Genomic DNA, 24,799 nt, shown 5'->3' with positions numbered 1-24,799 from the left:
GAGTGGCAGTTGCTGGCTGAGGTCGTAAGTGAGCAAAAATATTAATTTTCTTTAAGAGTATTCACCAATTTATCTAGATTTAAGCTTCGAGCTGAAGCATCAAAAATTTCACGATAGGTTCCTTCCCTATTGTACAATTCATCATGAGTTCCATTTTCTACAACTCTTCCTTTTTTCATAACATAAATTGTATCTGAATCTAAAATCTGAGATAATGAGTGAGAAATAATAATAACAGTTCTTCCCTCTTTAATGGCATCTAATGAGTTTTTGATTTGTTCGGTAGCAATCGCATCCAGACTGGCTGTGGGCTCATCAAGGAATATGATAGGAGGATTCTTTAGAAACAGTCTTGCAATCGCAATTCTCTGTTGTTGTCCCCCTGAAAGCTGAGTAGCATCATGTTGATAACCTGTAGGAAGATCCATAATCTGATCATGAAGATATGCTTTTTTAGCTGCAGCTTGAATTTCTTCAAAACTTGCATTCATATCTCCATAACGAATATTATCCTCAATGCTCCCTTGAAAAATATGGTTTTTCTGAAGAACAAGCCCAAGGTCACTTCTCAAAAAGGTATTATCATATTCATTTAAGTTTACTCCATCCAAAAGAATTTCACCTGAATTGGGAAGATAAAATTTACATAAAAGATTGATCACTGTTGATTTTCCGGCTCCACTTAATCCAACCAGTGCTGTAGTTTTTCCGTTTTCAATTTTCATGGAAACATCATGTAGGGCATGGGTTCCGTTAGGATAAGCAAAATTTACATTTTTAAGCTCAAAATTGCCTTTAATATCTTTTTCTACAAAATTGCCATTAGGCTCTGTTTCATCATCAGCATTAAGAATCTCAAAATAGCCTTCAGCATAGATCATTGCATCGTTCATATCATCATAAATCCTGTGCAATTGACGGATAGGCGCAGATACGTTGTTAAAAAGCATAATATGAAGCATAATAGCACCAATGGTCATTTGTTGATCCAGTACCAAATAAACGGTTAAAAGAATAATTAAAACAACTCCAAACTGTTCGATGAAAGTCTTTAAACCATCATAAATAAAATTGGTTCTTCTTGTAAACATTTGGCTTTCCATCAGCTGCATCTGAAGGTCATATTGTTTTTTACCTTCGAATTTTTCACGGACAAAACTTTTAATCACCATAATAGAATTAACAAGATTCAAAAGTCCTGAAGTTTTTTTCTCTCGTCGATTCCTAAGTTGTCTTCGCACACCACTCAGTTTCTTAGCCTGCAGTGAGCTGATGTAAAAATAGATCGGAACAATAATCGTAGAAACTAATCCCACATATACATTCTGCATATACATGATGATGAGTGCAATAATCGCGTTGGAAAAAAGAGGAAGAATATCAATGAAAAAATTCTGTACCAACTTGGTCAAACTTTCAATACCACGGTCTATCCTGATCTGTAATTTCCCGGACTCATGGTTTTCATCATTAAAGTAAGCTACCCGATAGGTCAAAATCTTATCAATAGCAGATTGTGCAAGAACAGAGCTGACATTAATCCTGATTTTTTCACCATAAAATTTCTGTCCGAAGTTGATGAAAATATTCAACAGTTCCTTTCCTAGCAAAATAATAGAAATGATGATCAAAATATGAATCCCTTCAGTCATTGGATGGGGAAGATGGGTTAGTTTGGTCACCTCATCTACTGTATATTTAAGGACGATCGGGTTCACTTGTGCTGCCAGAGCACCAAGAAAAGTTAGAAACAAAGTTCCGTAGATCATTAATCGATAAGGTCTGATGAATGGAACTAGCTGCTTATAAATCCCAAATAAAGTAACTGTTCTGTTGAATGGTTTTGCCATAGGGAAATGATGTTAAGTAAAATTAACCCTTTTTTCAAAAACAACCTATAAAAAACAAATTAAACCTATTTCTTATTGTTTATAAATCGAAATATTTAATTGTTGTATTTTAAATACAACAATTAAATATTTTTTGTACATTTGTTACATCAATAAAAAAAAGCAAATGAATACAAAACAAAAAGAACTCGTAAAAACAACAGTTCCAATTTTAAAAAGTAACGGAACAGATCTGACAAAACATTTTTATACCAGAATGTTTAAACATAATCCTGAATTAAAAAATATCTTCAATATGGGTAATCAGGTTAGTGGTAAACAACAAAATGCATTAGCTGGAGCCGTCCTTGCCTATGCAGAAAATATTGAAAACCCAGAGGTTCTCATTAATGCATTAAAATCTATCGGAAATAAACATGTAAGTTTAAACATCACACCAGATCAATACGAAATTGTGGGATTACATTTGATCTCATCCATACAGGAAGTACTTGGAGAAGCGGCAAATACTGAACTTATTGAAGCATGGACGCAAGCCTATAATGAGCTGGCACAAGTGATGATTTCCATTGAAAATGATCTATACCAATCAACATTGAACAAAAATGGAGGTTGGAAAGGTTGGAGAGAATTCATCATTGCAGATATCATAGAAGAAAGTACAGAAATAAAATCTTTTTATCTAAAACCAAAAGACAACAAAGCAATAGCAGAATATCTTCCTGGACAATTTATTTCTGTAAAAATATTCATTCCTTCATTGGGGCATGAGCAGCCAAGGCAATATAGTTTATCATCTGCATTCTCCCCGGATTATTATAGAATTTCTGTAAAAAAAGAAAACAATAAGGACTTTCCGGACGGTATGGTATCCAACACGCTTCATCAGAAAAATATTGGTGATGATATATGGGTAAGTGCTCCTGCAGGTATTTTCTATGCAGATCCAATTTCAGAAGATCCGTTAGTATTAATTAGTGGAGGGATAGGTGCTACTCCATTATTAAGCATGTTGGAGACGAAAAAGAAAACGTTGCAGAACAATACAATCATCTGGCTTCATAGCTGTAGAGACGAAAAAGTACATGCATTCAGAGATCATATTGAAGATCTCAACAAAAACAATCTATGGTTAACAACTCACTTTTTTTATGAAACAATTGATCGAGATTCTGAAACGATAAAAAAGGGAAGAATTGATTTACACAAAATTAAAGAGGAAATTCTGATTGATAAGGCAAAGTATTATATTTGTGGGCCCGAAGCTTTTATAAAAGCACAATACAATTCTTTAATAGAGCTTGGTATTGGCAAAGAAAATATCCTTTATGAAGAATTCGGCCCTCAATTACTCCATTTTAATTAATCATCAATGAAACTGAACCACTTTACAGATTATAGTTTGCGGGTTTTAATATATCTGAATCAAAATAATAAGACAGGAATCTCTTGCTCTTTAGATCAATTATCAGAAAAAATGAACATATCCCGTAATCATCTTATTAAGGTGGTTCAATTTCTGGCTCAAAACAATCTAGTAATTACCAAAAGAGGAAAGAGTGGAGGAATAACTATTTCTGAGAAGGCTAATACAACAGGACTGGGCAGTCTTATAGATCTATTAGAACAAGATGATACTCCTATTATCAATTGTATTTCGAAGCCCTGTGTATTTGTTTCATACAATTGTAAATTGAAATCTTTTTTAGACACTGCTTATCAAGCGTTTATAAGCAGTATGAATCAACATTATTTATCTGATCTTGCTTTTAATAATTGGGAAATCATATTCGATTCTAAAAAAGTTGATTCATGATTGTTTCCACCAAGAAGTCATGCTGCAACCGGTAACACTTTTAGTCCCCCTATTCAATATCGATTATCCTTCATACATATATGTCGTAAGATAATGCAATTCCGGGTGGCTTACTTTTTTAGATTCTGCCTCCGCCTGCTCCAGGCTATATTGTGAATTGATTTCTTTTTTCTGAAAAACAAATGAGTTGTTTGCATTTTTATCCACTACCTCACTAAAGATATGCTCAATCTCTGAGTTACCTAATGAAGCAAAACTGACATCTTCAAAACCATACATCAGTCTCAGATTATCATATTCCTTGAAATTTTCATCAACAAATCCCTGTAAGTGAGCTTTGGAATCAAAATTACCTGCCCAGATATTGTACGCGTATTTTTTCTTTTTAGGTTTGTCTAAAATGCTTTGATATACGAAGTTTTCCCCCAGATAAGCTTCTCTTACCTGTGGATCATTGGCTAGATCTTCCGGAAGTCCTTCTTTAAGGATCTTTCCTTCAAACATAATATATGTTTTGTTGGTAATCGCAAGCGTTTGTTGTACGTTGTGATCGGTAATCAAAATTCCGATATTTTTATCTACCAGACTTCTTACAATTTTTTGGATATCTTCTACCGCAATTGGGTCTACTCCTGCAAAAGGCTCATCTAGAAGGATAAAGTTGGGACTTGTTGCCAAACAACGGGCAATTTCCGTTCTACGTCTCTCTCCTCCGGAAAGAAGATCTCCTCTGTTTTTACGAACGTGTTGTAAAGAAAATTCCTCAATCAGCTCATCACATTTAATTTGCTGCTCACGCTTAGAAAGTTTTGTCAACTGCAATACTCCCATAATATTTTCCTCTACAGACAATTTTCTGAAAACGGAAGCTTCCTGTGCCAGATAACCAATCCCTTTTTGAGCTCTTCGGTACATTGCATCGGTAGTAATTTCCTGTTTATCCAGAAATATTTTTCCTGAAGTGGGCTTAACCAATCCTACGATCATATAAAACGATGTAGTCTTTCCTGCTCCGTTAGGACCAAGCAAACCAACAATTTCTCCCTGCTGAACCTGTACAGAAACGCCTTTTACAACTTTTTTAGGACCGTATTCTTTGATTAAGTTTTCTCCTCGTAAAATCATAAGGCAAATATATCAAAAATATAAACTTTCTTTATTACCAATATAAACTTTGTTTATCAGGAATCTAAACTTGTTCACTTTCAATCTCTTGTAACTTTCCATCATTTCAAACTACTTATACTATACAAAATCAATTACAAACATTAAGAAATGGAAAATTACGGTTATACCAAAACAGAAGGTACAGGAAACCAGCAGCAGAACAATATGCCTTACCGTTCAGAAAAAAAAATTCCTGCTGCCTTATTAGGAATTCTTGTAGGTTGGTTGGCTTTAAATAAATTTTACCTCGGGTATACTAAGGAAGGTATCATTCAGTTAGTTCTGAATATAGTGACTTGTGGTGTTGCTTCCGTTATTCCTTTTATTGAAGGGATTCTCTATTTATTTATGAGCGACAAACAGTTTGATGATACTTATGTATACGGAAGAAAAAGCTGGTTATAAAAACAATATCATCATTTAAAAACATCTTAAAAATTAGTTTTCAACAAAAAATCAACCTTTTGTGATAAATATTAATTATTTTAGAATTACAAATTAATACAAAATTTATCATGAAAAAATTAACTAAAAAAGATCTAAAGAAAATTAATGGTGGGTTTGTTGGATATCCTGATGATTATGGTAATTGCATGCCAGGATGGTATCTTTGTCCTACCAATGTTTGCATTTTTGATGATGGAGGAAATAAGCCCATTAATCCAAAAGACTCATTCTGCTTTGGATAAGAAAAAGGCTGTTCCCATAAGAACAGCCTTTTTTTATTTTGAGTTATCACAAAAACTAACTAAGGTATTTATTATTCTCCATAAATAACAAAATGTTTTGTTTTCTTAATGATCTTTTTATTTTTCATAACCTCCACTGTAAATGAACTTTTATAAAATCCATCTTTAAAAAGGGAAAATTTCTTTTCATCTACTGCAAAGGTATGGGCTTTAAGTTTAGGCAGATCAGTCTTCCATGTCGGATATTCCACATCCATTTCCCAGGATGCCCTATCCAGATATTTTCCATTAATCACGTCTAATAATGGAGAACCTGGTAGGAATATAATGTAAGGATATTCTTTTTCAAGATTTTCAGCTTCTACAATATATTCATATTCTTGTTCTGAGATCCATAATCCGGAAACGGCAGGAATATCTTTTACAAAAATATAGCGAGAAGAAAATACATTCTCAGAGAAATAAGGATAATTTAGTCTGATCAGTAAGAACGAGCTTAAAGATACTAACCATAAACTCCAAAAGAAACGGGTTTTGTCTTCCAGAAATTTAATCATAAGGATAAAGACAAAGAAAGTGGGTGTATTTGCTCCCCATGATATTGTGGAAGTCCAACCTAAAAATAACAAAAAGAATACATTTTTTTCATGAGGTGAGTACTTTAAAAACAGAACTCCCAGCACTAAAAATAAAGTATTAATACCTATATAACCTCCATGATTAAACAATGGATAAATGACCAAAACAGGAAATAGTATGAGCAAAATATACTCAAAGACTTCTTTTTTAATCTTAGCAAAATAAATAATGATTAAAAAACAGATCAGGATTGCAGATTGCCATTTGCTTTTAAATAAGTAAGGCGCAATACTACTATCATAGAAGCTTGATGCTATTGAAGTATTAAAAACCAGATGCCAAAATGAGGTAAAGTTTTCAATAATATGATACTGAAAAACAGCAAAGAGTAATAGCAAAAATGAGATCCCAGCAACAACGATATCTTTTCGGATGAAGGTTCTTTTTCTAAAAATATCCCAAAATACAAAAAGAGACAAGCCAAAACTAAAGATAAAGAAAGATTGTTTGGTAAGTGCCGTTATGCCAAGAAATACCAGTGTACTCAACAACCATTTTCTTTTATAAAAATAAAGGGAAATAGTTCCAAAGAATATCCCGTCTACAGTATGCCATGGCATAATTGGAAATACATGCATGAAACAGATCACAAAAAGGAAACTGAGCTCATATCTGATTTTATCAAAAAGAAGTTTCTGAAAAATTAAAGTAGTAGCAAAACATTGCATTATAAAAAAGACTCTGCAAATCAAAATAAAGTATGGTGAATTGGCAGGAATCCATTTAAGCAAACAATCCCAGAATATCAAAGTGAAAAAAGGACGTATATAATCAAAATCCTTATACATTTCCTGCCCTTGCTGCAATCTTCCTACAATGGAGGGAATGAAGCCCAAATCAAATTGATCAACACTATAAATACATATAAAACAAAGATATATTACAGATAAAATCCCTAATACATACTGAATCGGTTTTCTATAATGTTCTTTAAGAGTGATATTCATTGGCTTATTATATTATATTTTATTGATAGCTGTAACAAGGTCTTTTCTAAAATCATAAATCCTGAAAAAGACCAATAGGTATAAAACTGTTTAAGAAAAATGATCTGGTTTTGTGCTGTCCAGCTTACATCGGAACTCCTTATCATTATTTTTCATGATGACCTGTTGAAATTCCTGTGCAATGATAATAAAATTTGACCATAAATCCATTTTTTGTAAAAAGACAAATATTTTAAAGCTATGTGATATTTTTTATCACCTTAGATCACAACAAACCAAAAAAATAATTAGTATAAAAATTGAAGCAAAAAAGAGTTGAAGGATATCAATGGCGGAAATATTCGTTTTCCTGATTCACATGACAAATGTCCGGCTGGTTGGTACCTATGCCCTACCAATATCTGTGTAGATGATAAATAGGGAAACCTTATTACAAAGTATGTTTTGGATAACAGAGTATCATTATAGAAAAAAGAGATTACTGATGAAGTAATCTCTTTTTTATGGATGTAAAATTTATTATTTGTTGAGGATCATTGCTGCTTCCTTAGCAAAATAAGTGAAGATCATATCTGCACCTGCTCTTTTGAAACATGTAAGATTCTCAATGATGGTTTTATCATTATCTAACCACCCGTTCTGAACCGCTGCTTTCACCATTGCATATTCACCGCTTACGTTATAAACAGCAATTGGAAGATCTATCGCTTCACGTACTTTGGAAACGATATCCAGATAAGGAAGTCCCGGTTTAATCATAATAACGTCTGCTCCTTCATCAATATCTTTAAATACTTCGTTCAACGCTTCACGAGTGTTGTGGAAATCCATCTGATATGTTTTCTTATCTTTTGGAATTTCAACATTTTCTTTTGGTGCACTATCTAAAGCACTTCTGAAAGGCCCATAGAAAGAACTTGCATATTTTGCAGCATAGCTTACGATACCTACATCTGTAAATCCACTTTGCTCCAATGCTTCACGAATCACCTGCACTCTGCCATCCATCATATCACTTGGCGCTACAAGATCTGCTCCAGCTTCTGCATGGGATACTGACATTTTTGCCAGTGCCTCATTGGTAGCATCATTTAGGATTTTTCCATTTTCAATAATTCCGTCGTGTCCATAGATTGAATAAGGATCTAATGCAACATCTGGCATTACCACCATTCCCGGAACAGCATCTTTGATCGCTTTGATCGTATTCTGCATCAATCCGTTTTTGTTCCATGCTTCTTTTCCGGTATTATCTTTCAGATTTTCGGACACCTTCATGTACAAATTGACAGCTTTTACACCTAAAGAAAATAATTCCTTACATTCTTTTACTGTTAAATCTATGCTTCGCCTGAAAATTCCCGGCATCGACGGGATCGGTTCTTGCATGTTTTCGCCCTCCATTACGAAGATCGGCATTACAAAATCATCAGTTGTAAGCACATTTTCTCTTACCAAACTTCTGATAGATTCATTAACTCTAAGTCTTCTATTTCTTGAATGTATCATTTTGGAATACTTTTTGAATAAGTTTCTACAAATTTAATACAAGTTATACAAAAAACTATTGTAAGAAATTGTAGAATTTGTTATATTTGTTATATATATTCGAGAAATTATAAATTTGATGAAAAAACTTTTACTTTTAATTCTAATTGTAGGCACTTTTGTTGGTTTTTCCAACAATTTACAAGCTCAGCTTAGAGAGCCGAGTTCCATCACTCAGAAAGCAGATGATGGTGTTTTGCTTGCTTATCCAAATCCTGCAAAGGATTTCCTTATCATTAAGGCAAAAGATTCTTCTTTAAGAATCAAAAGTGTGACTTTTTATTCTATTTTGGGTATGCAAGTCGCTAATTATACTGTCAATATGAACTCCGGAGAGATTAATATTGAAAAATTAAAACCCGGAAAATATCTGATTCGTTATCTTTTAAGCGACAATACGCAGAAAGTTACTCAAATCGTAAAACAATAAATTAAGATCCTGATAATCATCAGGATTTTTTCTTTTATACCAATCTCTTTTAATATTTCCGTAACTTTAAGGACTTTTTTATACTAATTGTAAAAAACAACTTAATGCTAAAAGCTGAACATATTAAAAAGACCTATAATGCCGGGAAAAAGGTTGCATTGGATGATTTCAGCATCCATGTTCCTAAAGGCAGTATTTATGGACTTTTAGGGCCTAACGGAGCCGGAAAAACATCATTCATCCGTATCATCAACCAAATTACCCAGGCCGACTCCGGAGAGATCTTAATCAATGGAGAAAAACTGAACCAAAATCACATCAAAGATATCGGTTATATGCCTGAAGAAAGAGGTCTTTATAAAAACATGAGCGTGGGTGATCAGATTCTTTATTTCGGAGAACTGAAAGGGATGAGTAAAAATGATGCTCTGAACGAGGCAAAAAAATGGTTTGATAAACTTAATATCGACCAATGGTGGAAGAAAAAGCTTTCTGAACTTTCTAAAGGAATGGCACAAAAGATTCAGTTTGTAGTCACTGTACTTCACAGACCTCATCTTTTAATTCTTGATGAACCTTTCTCAGGTTTCGATCCTGTAAATGCCAATTTGATCAAAGATCAGATTATTGATCTTAAAAATAATGGAACAACCATCATTCTTTCTACCCACAGAATGGAAAGTGTGGAAGAAATGTGTGATTATGTAGCATTGATCAACAACTCCAAAAAAATTATAGATGGACGAGTTTTCGATGTAAGGGAAAAATTCAAGAAAAATATTTTTGGAATTACCCTTTCCGAAGTGAATAATGAACAATTAGAAAGCTTCAAAAACAAATACGAGATCTTCAACTTCTCAAATGAAAACAGCCTGGTTTCTTTTGACCTGAAAAATGAAGCGGATCAGAATAATATTCTTCTTGATCTTGTTCATGTAGGAAAAGTAAGATCATTTGATGAAAGAATTCCTAGTATGAATGAAGTGTTTATTAACGCTGTAAGTAACCATTCTTAATTTTATGAAAAATATTTTTTTAATTACAAAGAGGGAATTTCTTACGCAGGTTAAGAAAAAATCCTTTATCATATTGACTTTATTGGCTCCTATCCTGATTATTGCCTTTGGTTCTGTGATCGGCTTAATGTTTAAAGCCAACGAGTCACACAGTGTTATTGAAGTTGTTGACAAAAGTGGACTATTCACCAATCAGCTGAAGTCTAATGATAAACTAAATTATGTATATGTTTCCGCTGCCGATGAAAAGTCTAAAATCAATAATTTAAAAGGAAATGAATCTCTGGATGGGATATTAATTTTACCTGAATTAAAAGGACAAAATTATGAAGAACTTGAAACCGGAGCGAGATTGGTCATCAACAGTAAAATGGGATTTGATACCAAGCAGAAAATCATTTCCGATATTACGAATGTTGTTAAAAAGGAAAAAATAAAGCAATTAGGGATTCAGGAAACTCAGCTTAATGATCTTGATAAGAGTTTCAGTCTGAAGACCATTAATGTTGCAGATAACAACAAAGAGGATTCTGATCTTACTTTTGGGGTAAAATCCGGGCTAAGTATGGTTCTGATGTATGTTACCTTCATGTTCATCATTATTTATGGAGTAAGGGTGATGCGAAGTGTTTTGGAGGAAAAAAACAATCGTGTTGTAGAGATCATTATTTCATCTGTGAAACCATTTGAACTTATGATGGGGAAAATCCTTGGAGTAACTCTGGTAGCCCTTACACAGTTTCTTATTTGGATTACAATGTCTGTAATTGGTGCTCTTGTTCTTAATACCGGCTTCTCCTCTCTTCAGCAAAATGTACCTGGTGCTAACGAACAAATTGCAAGTAAACTGGATATCGCTCAGCTTGCTACTCAGATTTCACACAGTTTATTGGAACTTAATTTTCCATTGATCATTTTTGTGTTTATTGTTTTCTTCCTTTTAGGATATATTTTCTACAGCTCAATTTATGCGGCTATTGGTTCTGCAGTGGATAATGAAACAGAAACTCAGCAATTCACTCTATTTGCCATCTTGCCTTTAACTTTAGGAATGTATGGTAGTTTTTCATTAATGAACAACCCTGACGGCCCATTGGGCTTCTGGTTATCAATTATACCATTTACTTCGCCGGTTGCGATGATTGCAAGAATACCTTTTGGAGTTCCTGCATGGCAGATTGCTTTATCGATTATATTATTATTGGCAACCACTATCTTTATGATCTTCCTTGCCGGAAAAATCTATCGTGTAGGAATTTTGATGTATGGGAATAAAGCTACTTTGAAGGAGCTTTGGAAGTGGATCAAAGGCTAGTCTTATAAACAAATAATTTTTAAAATGGCAAATTTGCAAATAGCAGATTTGTCATTTTTATTTTAAATAATAAACATCTGATATCTATTCGGAAATCAGCTACAAGTATTTTTAGAACATTTTTTTAAAACTCTCAGGCTTATTTACTGCTTATTTGAACCATAAAAAAATCCCGAAAAATACTTTCCGGGATTTCTATTTTTATATTCTGAATAAAATAATTTATTTGAATATGTAACTTAATGTAAGTGCTATAACCTGTTCAGATTTTTTCTTATCAGAACCTCCTTTTTCTTTTGCAAGATTTGGATAAGTATCTGAAAGACCTAAATCATATTTTAAAGCTACTTCAAGTTGTCTCTTATAGCTATATCCTACTCCTAATCCTATTCCCCAGTTAAAGCTATTTGCTTTTCCATTCACTCCCGGAGGTTGTGAAGGGTCAGTAACATTAGGATCATAATAAGGTCTGTTTGCTGGAACATCTTTAACGTTTTGATTAAGCAAAAAGTTAAATCTAGGCCCTACTAATCCGAAGAATTCAGATTCAGCTTCTGAAAAGTACCCTTTAAAATAAAGAGGCACACTCAGATAGTTATTAGCATATACTGCATTATAACCACTAGCATTCTTAGCATCACTATCTTTACCAGTTTCTCCTGCCCCATAGTATAAAACCTCAGGCTGGATAAAAAACTGATTTGCCTTTCCTACGGGAATTAAAGCCAAAGCTCCACCTTGAAAGGCATATCTTGGGCCTGAAGGATTATGGGCATTAGATACTCTTGAATAGTTTAAACCCGCTGTAAGTCCAAATCTAGTATTTTTCCACTGCACTTGTGCAAAGGATAATGTAGAAAGGACTAAAGCTGAGGCTAATAAAAGTTTTTTCATAGTATGTGGTTTTATATTATCCTAGGATCTTAGCTACAGTAGAACCGATATCAGCAGGAGAATCAACAACGTTGATACCATTCTCTCTCATGATTTCCATTTTTGCCTGAGCTGTATCTTCAGCACCACCTACGATAGCACCTGCGTGACCCATTGTTCTTCCTTTTGGAGCTGTTTGTCCAGCGATAAATCCTACAACTGGCTTAGTAGATCCACTAGCTTTGTACCATCTAGCAGCTTCTGCTTCAAGTCCTCCACCGATTTCACCAATCATTACAACAGCTTCAGTTTCAGGATCGTTGATAAATAATTCCAAAGCTTCTCTTGTAGTAGTTCCGATAATTGGGTCACCACCGATTCCGATTGCTGTAGAAATACCGTAACCTGCTCTTACTACCTGATCAGCAGCTTCGTAAGTAAGGGTACCTGATTTTGAAACGATACCTACTTTACCTTTTTTGAAAACGAAACCTGGCATAATACCAATTTTAGCTTCTTCAGAAGTAATGATTCCAGGGCAGTTTGGTCCGATTAATCTGCAGTCTCTGTCAGCGATGTAAGATTTTACTTTTACCATATCAGCTACAGGAATACCTTCAGTAATACATACAATTACTTTGATTCCTGCTTCAGCAGCTTCCATGATAGCGTCTGCTGCAAATGCCGGCGGTACGAAAATAATACTTACGTTTGCTCCTGCTTTTTCAACAGCGTCAGCTACTGTGTTGAATACCGGCTTCCCTAAGTGCTCGCTACCTCCTTTTCCTGGAGTAACACCACCTACTACGTTTGTTCCGTATTCAATCATCTGACCAGCGTGGAAAGTTCCTTCGTTCCCTGTAAATCCTTGTACAATTACTTTAGAATCTTTGTTTACTAAAATTGACATTTTATTGTTGTTTTAATTTATTTATTATTTTATTAATGCTCACAAATTTACTCAAATTTCTTTGATTTTGGACAAAACCTTTGGAATTGTTTATTTGAGATTTCTCAGTTTTACTTCTTTTTTCAGATAAGTCTTGAAATCTTCGGCAAAGAGCCCAATATAAGTTCCTTTTTCAAGATCTTTATTCACTCCTGCTTTAGCTAATAATACTGTTCCTTTCTCAATGGTAAGTCCTGAAGCGATTCCAACCTGTCCCCACATGGTTACCTCATCTTCAATGATGCAGCATCCTGCAATTCCCACCTGGGAAGCAATAAGACATTTTTTCCCGATAACTGTATCATGTCCGATCTGGATCAGATTATCCAAAACAGAACCTTCGCCAATAACTGTAGAGGCTGTAACTCCTCTATCAATTGTACAATTATTTCCGATTTCAACATTATTTTCAATAACTACATTTCCTACAGAAATTAAGCGGTCAAAATTACCATCCAGTTTTCTGTAATAGAAAGCATCGCCTCCGATTACTGTACCGGACTGAATAATCACATTATCTCCTATTTCTGTTCTGTCACCAATAACAACGTTAGGGAAAATTAAAGTATTTTTCCCAATTTTCACATTGTTTCCGATTACTGCAGAATGGTGAATTTTTGTTCCTTCGCCAATTTCAGCATCGTGAAGCTCTTCTGTAAAGTTATAAATTCTCGTAAAGTGGGTATTGATCTTATTAAAGTCCCTGAAAGGATCATCAGAAACCAGCAGCGCCTTGCCTTCCGGGCAGTCTACTTCTTTATCAATCAAAATGATGGTAGCAGCAGAGTTCAGTGCCTTATCATAATATTTGGGATGGTTTACAAAAACAATATCACCAGGTTTTACCATGTGAATTTCATTGGTACCCAATACTTCAAAGTCTTCCGGGCCAACAAATTTTGAGCCTATTAAATCTGCGATTGTTCTAAGCTTTTGCGGAGAATGGAATCTCATAACAATAGATTTTCTTATAAAACAAAATTCGGACTGCTAATGCAACCCGAATTTATGTAAATTTTATTTATTCTTTTACTCTTTCTAAGTAGCTACCGTCTTCAGTGCTTACTTTAATTTTGTCTCCCGGTTCAATGAACAAAGGAACCATTACTCTTGCTCCTGTTTCAACGATTGCGTTTTTAAGAGCGTTGGTAGCAGTGTTTCCTTTTACCCCTGGATCAGCTTCAATAACATCCAGATATACTGATTGTGGAAGTTCAGCAGAAAGTGGAGTTTCATCAGCTTCTTTCAAAATGATGGTAACTTCTTCACCTGCTTTCATCAAGTTTGAGTTTTCAATCATTTCTTTATTTAAATATAACTGAGAAAAATCATCGTTATTCATGAAGTGGAATCCGTTCTCGTCATCATAAAGATACTGGAACTTTCTTGTGATTACTTTTACTTCTTCAATTTTGTGACCAGCAGAGAATGTATTATCTAATACTTTTCCGTTTGTCACAGACTTTAATTTTGTTCTTACGAATGCAGGACCTTTTCCTGGTTTTACGTGAAGGAACTCAATTACTTTAAAAATATCATTGCTGAATTCGATGCAAAGACCTTTTCTAATATCGTTACTTGTTGCCATTAATATATTATATTCTTTTATTTATTATTCTCTTTATTCACTAAGTCGATTATATCTTCTAAATAATACTTATTATCTTTTAATTTTGAAATTACTTCAGGATCATTATCCACAAGTTTAAGAATTAATTTTGTATCTACAATGAATCCAAAACTAACATCTCTTTTATCAAAAGTATTATTTGATTTTTCAACATCTACCAGAAGAACTTTATAAGAGTTTCCCTTTTTATCCTTCCATGCAGATTTTGGTGTCAAACCTGCATTTATAGCTAATCCTACAAGGCTTCCTCCATAAGGATTATTGTATGAAATGGCTTTTCTGTCTTTTGTTTCATCTAAATAAATCAAGAAATACTTCTTTCCAATTACATTCACCTTTGCAAATGTATCAAAGGAATAGATGAAAGAGGCATAAGTCATACTAAAATACAGGTTATCCTGGTATTTCATCAGCCATGCATTATTGGCTTTCTTGGCTTTTTTGTCAGTATCTATAAATCTGAAAGCTGACATTTTTATATAATCCTCATTTTGGCTTTTTACTTCTGCATACACATTGGGGTTAACCAAACTATCTTTTTTATAATCTGAAAACCCGTAGTAAAACTCCATCCCTTTTATTTTTTGATCTTGTCCCAGATAAAAGTTAGAAATAACTAAAATACAAAAGAAGAACAACTTTTTCATTAGTTGCTGTCTTTACCTGTTCCGTATCCTTTTACAATACCTCTTGGGGAGTTTTGGATAAATTGAAGGATTTCATCTCTTTCAGCTGTAGGAAGCATTTCTTTTTCAATATATGCCAACGCTTGGGAAACGTTCATCTTCATTTGGAAAATGGCTCTGTAAATCTTTTGGATTTCAAAGATCTTCTCATTGGAAAATCCTCTTCTTCTAAGACCTACTGAATTAATCCCCGCATAAGAAATAGGATCTCTAGCCACTTTTACATAAGGGGGAACATCTTTTCTGATCAAAGATCCTCCTGAAATCATGGTATGTTTTCCGATCTTACCAAACTGCTGAACAGCAGATAACCCTCCCATTACGGTAAAGTCTCCGATTTCAACGTGTCCTGCAATACCACAACCATTGGCAATAATCACATTATCTCCTATGATACAGTCATGAGCAACGTGAGAAGTCGCCATGATAAGGCAGTTACTTCCTACTTTGGTATACCCTAAAGCTTTTGTTCCTCTATTTACTGTTACACATTCTCTTAAAGTAGTATTATCTCCAATAATGGTTCGTGTATCTTCTCCATCGAACTTTAAGTCCTGAGGAATTGCAGAAATTACAGTCCCGGGAAAAATCTTACAATCTTTTCCTATTCTTGCCCCATCCATGATGGTAACGTTTGGACCAATCCATGTTCCTTCTCCAATTTCTACATCTCCTGCAATTGTAGTAAAGGGTTCTACAATTACATTTTTGCTGATTTTCGCACGTTTATCTACGGCTGCTAACTGATGAATCATTTAATCAACTTTATTTTTTGCAACTTGAGCCATAAGCTCTGCTTCTACTGCCACTGTATCTCCTACATATCCGTACCCCTGCATGTGTACGATTCCTCTTCTGATAGGCTCTATTAATTCAATTTTGAAAATAATAGTATCTCCTGGAACTACTTTTCTCTTGAATTTTACTTTATCTATTTTAATAAAATATGTAGAATAATTTTCAGGATCCGGAACGCTTGCCAGCACAAGAATACCACCTGTCTGAGCTAATGCTTCTACCTGAAGTACACCTGGCATTACAGGCTCTTTAGGGAAGTGTCCAACGAAGAAAGGTTCGTTCATGGTAACATTCTTCAATCCTACTACGTGGGAATCTGAAAGTTCAAGAACTTTATCAATTAATAAGAACGGAGGTCTGTGAGGCATAAGCTTCATGATTCCGTTGATATCGAATACCGGTTCTTTCGTAAGATCAAAATCCGGAACGTTTTTCTTTTTCTGCAATTTCCACTGACGATTTAGTTTCTTCGCAAACTGAGTGTTTACGAAATGGCCTGGTTTGTTAGCAATAACTTTCCCTTTAATTTTCACTCCTGCTAAAGCTAAATCACCGATTACGTCAAGTAATTTGTGTCTTGCAGCTTCGTTAGGATAGTTTAGGTTAAGGTTATCAAGAATACCGTTTGGTCTGATGGATACATTATCCTTACCAAAGGCTTTTTTCAATTTTTCTGTAGTTTCCGGAGTAAGATCCTTGTCTACATAAACGATCGCATTGGAGATGTCTCCACCTTTGATCAATCCGTGATCTAAAAGCATTTCCAATTCATGTAAGAAACTGAATGTTCTCGCTGAAGAGATTTCGTCTTTAAATTCGGAAATATTTTTAAGGGTAGCATTTTGAGTTCCTAATACTTTAGTTCCAAAATCTACCATAGTAGTTACTTCGTAAGTATCTGAAGGAATGATTGTAATTTCCGAACCTGTAGCCGGATCACTGTAAGTAAGTACTTCTTTTACAACCAAATATTCTCTGGCAACATTCTGATCTACCACTCCTACACTTTCGATAGCTTCTACAAAATATTTTGAAGATCCATCTAAAATAGGCGGCTCAGAAGCATCCATTTCCAATATTGCATTGTCTATATCACAACCTACCAAAGCTGCCAAAAGGTGCTCACAGGTAGTGATTTTTACGCCAAGCTTTTCTAACGTTGTTCCTCTTTCTGTTGCTACTACATAATTAACATCAGCTTCAACCTGAGGGTTGCCCTCTAAATCGGTTCTTACAAATACAAATCCCGTATTTTCCTTTGCGGGTTTGATGGTAAGTTTTACTTCTTTACCAGTATGAAGGCCTATTCCAGAAAGTGTTACCTCTTCCTGAAGCGTTTTTTGCATATCACTCATTAGTATTATCTTTTGAGTTATTCTCAAGATTATTTATTCTGTTGACTATTTCAGGGAAATTTCTGAAATGTACATAGCTTCTTAAATAGTCATTATAGCTGATTGCCGGAGAACCATATAAAGTTTCTCTATCGTTAACACTAGAGTTCACGCCACTCTGAGCCTGAATCTTCACTTGGTTTCCGATTTTGATATGTCCGACAACACCTACCTGACCACCGATTTGATTCCAGTCTCCAATAGTCGTAGAACCTGCAATTCCAGCTTGCGCTGCAATAACATTGTTTTGTCCTATTTTCACATTGTGAGCAATCTGGATCAGATTATCAATTTTTGTTCCTTTTCCAATAATGGTAGAACCTATAGTGGCTCTGTCTATACTACAGTTTGAACCAATTTCTACATCATCTTCAATGATTACATTTCCAAGCTGTGGAATTTTTTTGAATCCCTCAGCCGTGGGCTGAAACCCGAAACCATCTCCTCCTACTACTGTATTAGAATGAATGACACAGTTATCTCCAATGATACAGTAGTCATAAATTCTGGCACCACTGTCTATTTTACAGTTTTTACCAATTTTTACTCCTTTTCCAATGTATACATGTGGATAAATCTGCGACCCATCACCAATCTTAGCCTTTTCGGAAACATACGTAAATGCTCCTATATAAGCTTTTTCACCTATCACAGCTGAATCATGAATGGATGAACCATCTTCAATGCCTTCTTTTCTTCCTCTCATCTCCTGATATAAGTTCATCAGAATCTGAAAAGATAAATAAGCATCTTTTACTACAATTAAGGTAGGGTTATAACTATTTTTATTCAGAAGTTTTTCCGAAACGATGATTACAGAGCACTTTGAGGTATCTAAAAAATGAGAAAATCGATCTTGTGCTATAAAAGAAAGATGTCCTGATTCTCCATTTTCAATTGGAGAAACCCCTGTAATAAGTGCATTTTCATCACCTATTATTTTTCCGTCAATAAAACTTGCAATTTGCGAAGCTGTGAATTCCATATTCTGCAAAGATAAGAAATTCTATAATTTGCAAACATTTTTTGATTTCAGATATTCAATTTTAATATTATTTAAGAATCTAAACGGGATATATCTCTTGGAAACATAAGAATATAACGAGTGGTTTTATTAACCATCAACCCTGATAAAAGCTGATCTTCCGACTCGTGAAGCTTCATTCTTTTCCCATTTTTCTGCAATAAATAAATGGGTTGCTTTTCGGTATCGTATGGTAAAAGTTTTCTTTTTATCTCATGAACCAATTCTGTCCCGTTATCAATTTCAAAAAATTCATTGGTAATTTTTATTTTTTCTTCAATAATCTTCTGATCAAAAGGATGTGATGAAATAATAGTTTTTGGAAGATTTCTCTCGATAACACTTTTACACCAATAGGATAAGACAAAATCGTCGGAATTCTGCCATTCTTTCATGGCTTGAATCACATCATTATCATCCAATTTGGTAAATCTTTCTATATCTTCATCCGTTGCAGTGCTTTTTCCACGGTATAAAAAATACTTTAAATTCTCTGTAGCCGGCAATTCAACCCCTTGAGAAATCAGATATTTTGCTCTTTCAAGAATCTTCACTAATAGAAATTCTGCCAAAGCAGAGGTTTTATGATAATATACCTGCCAGTACATGAACATTCTGGCGGTTAAAAAATTTTCTATAGAATAAATACCTTTTGCATCAATAACCAATTCTCCTTCTTCACAAACATTCATCATGGAAATAATTCTCTGTGTATTAATATTTCCTTCCGACACGCCTGTAAAAAAGCTATCTCTTTTCAGATAATCCAATCGGTCTACATCCAGCTGAGATGAAATCAGTTGATTAAAAAACTTTCTGTGGTATTGCCCCTGAAACATTTCAATGGCCATGGATAATTGACCATCAAATTCTTCGTTCAGCTTATTCATCAAAAGCAAAGATAGTTTTTCGTGATGCCAATCGTCCATCAGCATACTCTCCAAAGCATGAGAGAATGGCCCATGTCCGATATCATGCATTAAAATAGCCAGCATCGCTCCTTTTTCTTCTTCTTCAGAAATCTTAACGCCTTTCTGCTTTAAGGTTTCTAATGCTGTAAACATCAAATGCATCGCTCCCAGGGCATGATGAAACCTTGTGTGCGTCGCTCCCGGAAAAATCAGGTTCAACAGGCCGGTCTGCCCAATCCTCCTCAATCTTTGAAAATAAGGATGTTCAATAATATCAAATAAAATTTCGTGAGGTATTTTGATAAATCCATGAACAGGATCGTTGATAATTTTTAGCTTATTCTGCATTGGAACTTCTATATAAGTAAACAAAGTTAGGGATTTTAATTTTGAGGGAGGATTAAATTAGTATTAAGGCAGGAAGCTGGAAGAGGGAGGCTGGAAGTTATTGAGCACAATGAATAATTAAAGTTGGCTGATTTTGAAAATCATTACTATATATTGACTGTTACAACATCCAGGAACTTCCTTCTTCCAACTCCCGGATTTCCTACTTAATTATTCCTCAAAAAACCTTTGCTATTCTTACATTAATCACTTATCTTTGAGAAAAACTCAATCTTTTGATGAGAAAGTATTCTCTTTTCATTTTTTTATTTTTAAGTCTACATTTTTCCGCACAGGTTTTATCTGAAAATCAAAAACTGGAATCTCTCTGCAGAGTCTGGGGATTTTTAAAGTATTACCATCCCAACGTAGCCAAGGGAACTCTGAATTGGGATCAACAACTTTTTCAAAAAATTAATGAGCTTGAAAAAATTAATGATAAGGCCACATTGAACGCGTTGTACTCTAATTGGATTACAAGTCTTGGAAAAATTGATGAGTGTACGGGGTGCTTACCTCAAAATGATAAAACTTATTTTCTGAAAAATTTTGACCTAAGCTGGATGGATAATCGTGATATATTCACGGAAGCAATCTCTCAAAAGCTTCGCTATATTGAAAGCAATCGTAATATTGGAAGCAATCATTATATAGGAACGGGAGGGCGAAAAATATTCTTCCGGAATGAAAATTCTTATGGGTCACGATTTACCTTAAAAATAACCAGCTTACTAGAACTTTTCAGATACTGGAATTATGTGGAATATTTTTTTCCTTATAAATATGAAACAGATCAAAATTGGAATGATGTATTAAAAGAAATGATTCCCAAATTTGTCAGCATCAATAACGATAAGGATTATCAGCTGACCTTAGCTGAACTGGTAACAAAGACTGACGATTCGCATGCTTTTCTTTCATCGCCAACGATAAACCTTACTCAATATGGCGACAAAAAACTTCCGGTAGAATATTCTTATGCCGAAGGAAAATTGGTGATCACAAAAATCAATGGAAACAAGTTTCACGAAGAGACACCTTTTAATATTGGTGATGCTATTTACGATGTCAATGGAAAAACAATTCCTCAAATGGTCAATTCCCTTGGAAAATATGTCCCAGCGTCTAATTCATGGGGTAAAGTAAATAAGATAAAAAATAAGCTTCTTTTTAGTAAAAGTGATTCTCTTTCGGTGAAGCTGGAAAGAAATGGACAAAATTTAGAAATCATTGCCAAAACTTATCTTCTTAAAGATATCATCATGGTAAAGATTCCGACTCCTCAAAAATGGAAATTTTTAGATGAAGAAAAGAAAATCGGATATGTCAACATGGGAATTCTTACCCAAGATGATGTGAATGAAATGTATAAAAATCTGAAATCCACAGAATCTATCATTTTCGATAGTAGAAATTACCCCAATCAGACTATCATTCATTTAAGTAAACTGCTACTCCCTCAATCCAGCACTTATTATCTGTTTAACTTCTCAGAAACTACTTACCCTGGAAAATTTTATAGCAGAAAGAACAATATTGGTGTAATGAATCCCGATTATTATAAAGGAAATGTAATTGTTTTGGCAGACGAAAATACACAAAGCCAGGCAGAGACTACAACCATGATGTTCAAGCAACATCCAAAAGCCAAAGTAATTGGTAGTAATACTTCAGGTGCCAATGGAGATGTTATCAGATTTAAATTGGCCGGCTTAGACACTTGCTTTACCGGACTCGGTGCTTATTATCCTGATGGCAGAGAAACCCAAAGAATCGGAATTATCCCGGATATTCTGGTAAAACCAAATGTAGAAGGAATAAAAAACGGAAAAGATGAAGTTTTGGAAAGAGCTTTGCTGTATATAAAAAATAAGAATTGAAACGTATTGAAATGGGAAATATCAAGGGGTATTTCCATTTAACTAATATTTAACTTTTAAACTTCCTATTTTGTGAGATTTTAAAAGGATTTGGTCAACATTTTGATACAATAACCATGTAAAAAATAAATTATGTCAGAAAAGATATTATGGATCGATGATGAAATAGATTTACTTAAACCTCATATCGTATTTTTAGAAAAGAAAGGTTATCAGGTAACTCCTGTTAACAATGTGAATGAGGCTTTGGAACTTATGGATTCAGAGAAATTTGCCCTAACGCTCATTGATGAAAATATGCCGGGTATTTCCGGATTGGAAGCAATTCCTATGATTAAGGATAAAGATAATTCTTTAAAAATAGTAATGGTAACCAAAAGTGAGGAGGAACATATTATGGAAGAGGCTATCGGTTCTCAAATTGCAGATTATATTCTAAAACCTGTAAATCCGAACCAGATCTTGCTTTCATTGAAGAAAAACCTTCAGCAAGATAATCTTGTAGAACAAAAAACAATTTTACAATACCAACAGGAATTCAGAAATCTGTCTATGGAACTTTCTTATTTGAGAACGTATCAGGACTGGGCAGAATATTATAAAAAAATCCTTAGCTGGGAGATTAAGTTCGACAAAGTGGCAGATAATGAATTTGCTGATCTTCTACAGTCTCAGAAAGAGGAAGCTAATATCCAGTTTGCCAAATTTATTGAAAAGAATTATGCTGACTGGCTTATTGATTCGGACAAACCTCTTATGAGCCATACCCTTTTCAAAGAGAAAGTAAAACCTGAGGTAGAAAAAGATAAGGTACTTTTATTAATGGTTGATAATCTTCGATATGATCAGTGGAAAGTGATTGAACCATTATTTACAAAATATTACAATAAAATCTCTGAAGATTATTATTACAGTATTCTTCCAACGGCTACCCAATATGCAAGAAACTCTTTCTTTGCAGGGTTAATGCCATCAGAAATAGAAAAACGTTTTCCAGATAAATGGTTTAACGATAATGAAGAAGGAAACAAGAATGAATTTGAACGTGACTTCCTGGAAGATCAAATGAAAAGAATTGGTCTTGGTTCAAAATCTATGAAATACCTGAAAGTATTGAACGCGGATTTTGAAAGAAAAATTTATGATGATTTCAATCAGCATAAAAACAATGATTTATTGGTGATTGTTTACAACTTCATCGATATCCTTTCTCATGCTAAAACAGACAACCATATTGTGGATCAGCTTATCCGTGATGATAAGACTTTCCGTTCTCTAACGCTTAACTGGTTTGAAAACTCTTCATTACTGAAAATTATTAAGACAGCAGCTGAAAACGGATATAAATTAGTAATTACCACAGACCACGGAACTGTTTATGTTAAAAAACCAAGTAAAGTAGTGGGCGACAGAGAAACCTCTACTAATATCCGATATAAGACAGGTAAAAGTTTAACGTATGATGATAGTGATGTTTGGGCGATTACCAATCCGGAAAAACTTTTCCTTCCCAAAGGAAACCTGAGCTCGAAATATATTTTTGCTAAAAACAACATATTCCTTGCTTATCCTAAGAACTACAATCATTTTGTAAATTACTATAAAGAAACCTATCAACACGGTGGAATCTCATTGGAAGAATGTATCATTCCTATCAGCATTTTAGAACCCAAGTAGTTTTTTTCATAGTTTATTTAATTTTGGGTTTAAAGCGGGAAAAATCAATTGATTTTTCCCGCTTTTTTAATATGATAATTTCAGATCTTATCAAAATAGTTTCTACCAGATTGTTATCACTCCGAAAGAAGTAAAAAAACTCTAATAGCCTATCATGAAAATTCTTCACTACATTTGTTAGCGACTTATGATCAAAAGGTATTACATAAAGGTTCTGAGTTAATAAATTGAGTAAAATGAACAAACCTGATATTGAGCTATTTTACAATCAATATGTAAATAGTGAAAAGATCGTTGAAACGAATTATACCGGACATTTCGATTTGCTGTATTGGAAAGATCTAAAAAGAGACTTATCTGCTTGTGAAAGACTACAACGAAAGCCATTTTTCAAAATTGCTTTGCTTAAAGGTGAAGGGATGTATCAATGCAATGATCTTTATATCCCTATTTCTGGTTATTCTATTGTATTCACAGATCCTCTAACACGATCTTCTTTTCAGACCAATGACAAAAATTTTGAAGGAACATATTGTATATGTACTGATAATTTTCTGCGGGGAACCTCCAAGATCAACTTACGTAACTGGCCGGTTTTTCATGATCGAAAAGTATTTGCACACTCTCTAACTGAATCGGAATACCATCATCTTTTTACATTATTTAATGATATAGAAAAGGAAAACACATCGGATTATGCATTTAAAGAACTGGTAATCCGTGGACGGATCTTTGACATTATCCATTATGTGCAAAAATCAATCCCGGCAAGTATCATTTCATCAAATCGAAATGAAGATACCCTTGATGAGCGTTTTTTTAAACAATTGGAAACCGAATTCTTCATTATTAATCCTGATCAGCCTTTGCGAGGTAAAACACCATTATACTTTGCTTCTAAACTGAATTGTAGTACTGGCAATCTCAATCAATATCTAAAAAGAAATACCGGTAAAACTACACAACAATTAATTCATGACCGTATTATAGAAGAAGCGGATGTCCTGCTAAGACATTCTAATTATTCAATAAAAGAAATTGCCTGGTGCCTTCATTTTCAGGAAACGCCACACTTTATTAACTTCTACAAAAAGAATACAGGCAAAACACCAATGGAATATCGTACCAACTAGAATTTTTGCAATTATTGCACGTTTTTTTGCATTAACTATT

The 24,799-nt window shown here is 34.1% G+C and carries 22 protein-coding genes and 1 pseudogene; 10 read left to right on the top strand and 13 right to left on the bottom strand.

The window, feature by feature from the left end; translation table 11 throughout:
• Window positions 1-41: 41 nt before the first annotated feature.
• The gene (locus tag GTR01_RS03415; RefSeq protein WP_160136649.1) at window positions 42-1,769 is read right to left on the bottom strand and encodes an ABC transporter ATP-binding protein; all 1,728 of its coding nucleotides are present in this window, start codon (window positions 1,767-1,769) and stop codon (window positions 42-44) included.
• Between the two features lie 247 nt (window positions 1,770-2,016).
• Here GTR01_RS03415 and hmpA point away from each other — a divergent pair, with 247 nt between their 5' ends.
• Window positions 2,017-3,216 carry an NO-inducible flavohemoprotein gene (gene hmpA, locus GTR01_RS03410; protein ID WP_160136451.1) on the top strand — a complete coding sequence of 400 codons (1,200 nt, stop codon included), beginning with the start codon at window positions 2,017-2,019 and terminating at the stop codon, window positions 3,214-3,216.
• Window positions 3,217-3,222: 6 nt separating this feature from the next.
• On the top strand, window positions 3,223-3,666 hold the full coding sequence (locus tag GTR01_RS03405) for an RrF2 family transcriptional regulator (RefSeq protein ID WP_160136450.1): 444 nt from the start codon (window positions 3,223-3,225) through the stop codon (window positions 3,664-3,666).
• A 399-nt stretch (window positions 3,667-4,065) separates the two neighbouring features.
• Here GTR01_RS03405 and lptB read toward each other — a convergent pair.
• A pseudogene (gene lptB, locus GTR01_RS03400) lies at window positions 4,066-4,791 on the bottom strand (LPS export ABC transporter ATP-binding protein); the annotation flags it as partial.
• 150 nt (window positions 4,792-4,941) lie between these two features.
• On the opposite strand from lptB, the gene GTR01_RS03395 reads away from it, so the two are divergent.
• A complete protein-coding gene (locus GTR01_RS03395) occupies window positions 4,942-5,238 on the top strand; it encodes a TM2 domain-containing protein (protein ID WP_160136448.1) in 297 nt (98 codons plus the stop codon).
• A 110-nt stretch (window positions 5,239-5,348) separates the two neighbouring features.
• A complete protein-coding gene (locus GTR01_RS03390) occupies window positions 5,349-5,522 on the top strand; it encodes a bacteriocin (protein WP_160136447.1) in 174 nt (57 codons plus the stop codon).
• A 71-nt stretch (window positions 5,523-5,593) separates the two neighbouring features.
• Here GTR01_RS03390 and GTR01_RS03385 read toward each other — a convergent pair whose 3' ends face one another.
• The gene (locus tag GTR01_RS03385; protein ID WP_160136446.1) at window positions 5,594-7,108 is read right to left on the bottom strand and encodes a hypothetical protein; all 1,515 of its coding nucleotides are present in this window, start codon (window positions 7,106-7,108) and stop codon (window positions 5,594-5,596) included.
• 519 nt (window positions 7,109-7,627) lie between these two features.
• Entirely contained in the window at window positions 7,628-8,617 is a 990-nt protein-coding gene (gene hemB / locus GTR01_RS03380) for a porphobilinogen synthase (protein WP_160136445.1), read from the bottom strand.
• Between the two features lie 118 nt (window positions 8,618-8,735).
• Here hemB and GTR01_RS03375 point away from each other — a divergent pair, with 118 nt between their 5' ends.
• The 3 genes from GTR01_RS03375 to GTR01_RS03365 all read left to right on the top strand — a co-directional run bounded on the left by GTR01_RS03375 (window position 8,736) and on the right by GTR01_RS03365 (window position 11,417).
• Complete coding sequence (locus GTR01_RS03375; protein ID WP_160136444.1) at window positions 8,736-9,086, top strand: T9SS type A sorting domain-containing protein; 351 nt, start codon at window positions 8,736-8,738, stop codon at window positions 9,084-9,086.
• 104 nt (window positions 9,087-9,190) lie between these two features.
• Window positions 9,191-10,102, top strand: a complete 912-nt coding sequence (locus GTR01_RS03370; RefSeq protein WP_160136443.1) for an ABC transporter ATP-binding protein — start codon at window positions 9,191-9,193, stop codon at window positions 10,100-10,102.
• Between the two features lie 4 nt (window positions 10,103-10,106).
• Window positions 10,107-11,417 carry an ABC transporter permease gene (locus GTR01_RS03365; protein WP_160136442.1) on the top strand — a complete coding sequence of 437 codons (1,311 nt, stop codon included), beginning with the start codon at window positions 10,107-10,109 and terminating at the stop codon, window positions 11,415-11,417.
• Between the two features lie 222 nt (window positions 11,418-11,639).
• On the opposite strand, the gene GTR01_RS03360 is transcribed toward GTR01_RS03365, so the two are convergent.
• The 9 genes from GTR01_RS03360 to GTR01_RS03320 all read right to left on the bottom strand — a co-directional run bounded on the left by GTR01_RS03360 (window position 11,640) and on the right by GTR01_RS03320 (window position 20,030).
• Window positions 11,640-12,311, bottom strand: a complete 672-nt coding sequence (locus GTR01_RS03360; protein ID WP_160136441.1) for a porin family protein — start codon at window positions 12,309-12,311, stop codon at window positions 11,640-11,642.
• Window positions 12,312-12,327: 16 nt separating this feature from the next.
• Entirely contained in the window at window positions 12,328-13,200 is an 873-nt protein-coding gene (sucD, locus tag GTR01_RS03355; RefSeq protein WP_160136440.1) for a succinate--CoA ligase subunit alpha, read from the bottom strand.
• A gap of 90 nt (window positions 13,201-13,290) precedes the next feature.
• Window positions 13,291-14,193, bottom strand: coding sequence for a UDP-3-O-(3-hydroxymyristoyl)glucosamine N-acyltransferase (locus GTR01_RS03350; protein WP_160136439.1), 903 nt, complete (start codon window positions 14,191-14,193; stop codon window positions 13,291-13,293).
• 67 nt (window positions 14,194-14,260) lie between these two features.
• Window positions 14,261-14,827 carry an elongation factor P gene (gene efp, locus GTR01_RS03345; protein WP_045500255.1) on the bottom strand — a complete coding sequence of 189 codons (567 nt, stop codon included), beginning with the start codon at window positions 14,825-14,827 and terminating at the stop codon, window positions 14,261-14,263.
• A gap of 17 nt (window positions 14,828-14,844) precedes the next feature.
• Window positions 14,845-15,516: a hypothetical protein gene (locus GTR01_RS03340; RefSeq protein WP_160136438.1), complete on the bottom strand. Its 672-nt coding sequence runs from the start codon at window positions 15,514-15,516 to the stop codon at window positions 14,845-14,847.
• Window positions 15,516-16,310, bottom strand: a complete 795-nt coding sequence (lpxA, locus tag GTR01_RS03335; RefSeq protein WP_160136437.1) for an acyl-ACP--UDP-N-acetylglucosamine O-acyltransferase — start codon at window positions 16,308-16,310, stop codon at window positions 15,516-15,518. Before lpxA ends, GTR01_RS03340 begins: the two co-directional genes overlap by 1 nt.
• Window positions 16,311-17,708, bottom strand: a complete 1,398-nt coding sequence (locus GTR01_RS03330) for a bifunctional UDP-3-O-[3-hydroxymyristoyl] N-acetylglucosamine deacetylase/3-hydroxyacyl-ACP dehydratase (protein ID WP_160136436.1) — start codon at window positions 17,706-17,708, stop codon at window positions 16,311-16,313. It abuts the gene before it with no gap.
• Entirely contained in the window at window positions 17,701-18,732 is a 1,032-nt protein-coding gene (gene lpxD / locus GTR01_RS03325) for a UDP-3-O-(3-hydroxymyristoyl)glucosamine N-acyltransferase (protein ID WP_160136435.1), read from the bottom strand. Before lpxD ends, GTR01_RS03330 begins: the two co-directional genes overlap by 8 nt.
• 71 nt (window positions 18,733-18,803) lie before the next feature.
• Window positions 18,804-20,030 carry an HD domain-containing protein gene (locus GTR01_RS03320; RefSeq protein ID WP_160136648.1) on the bottom strand — a complete coding sequence of 409 codons (1,227 nt, stop codon included), beginning with the start codon at window positions 20,028-20,030 and terminating at the stop codon, window positions 18,804-18,806.
• Between the two features lie 278 nt (window positions 20,031-20,308).
• On the opposite strand from GTR01_RS03320, the gene GTR01_RS03315 reads away from it, so the two are divergent.
• From GTR01_RS03315 to GTR01_RS03305, 3 genes are all read left to right on the top strand, one after another.
• Window positions 20,309-21,949 (top strand): S41 family peptidase, encoded by a 1,641-nt coding sequence (locus tag GTR01_RS03315; RefSeq protein WP_160136434.1) that lies wholly within the window; start codon window positions 20,309-20,311, stop codon window positions 21,947-21,949.
• 132 nt (window positions 21,950-22,081) lie between these two features.
• Window positions 22,082-23,626: a bifunctional response regulator/alkaline phosphatase family protein gene (locus GTR01_RS03310; protein ID WP_160136433.1), complete on the top strand. Its 1,545-nt coding sequence runs from the start codon at window positions 22,082-22,084 to the stop codon at window positions 23,624-23,626.
• 236 nt (window positions 23,627-23,862) lie between these two features.
• Complete coding sequence (locus GTR01_RS03305; protein ID WP_160136432.1) at window positions 23,863-24,759, top strand: helix-turn-helix transcriptional regulator; 897 nt, start codon at window positions 23,863-23,865, stop codon at window positions 24,757-24,759.
• The last annotated feature ends 40 nt before the right edge of the window (window positions 24,760-24,799 follow it).

Origin of the sequence: Chryseobacterium sp. c4a (assembly GCF_009900745.1) — a bacterium.
Lineage (GTDB): Bacteria > Bacteroidota > Bacteroidia > Flavobacteriales > Weeksellaceae > Chryseobacterium.
The sequence above is the reverse complement of the archived record's forward strand: the minus strand, read 5'-3'. Positions and strand labels throughout refer to the sequence as shown.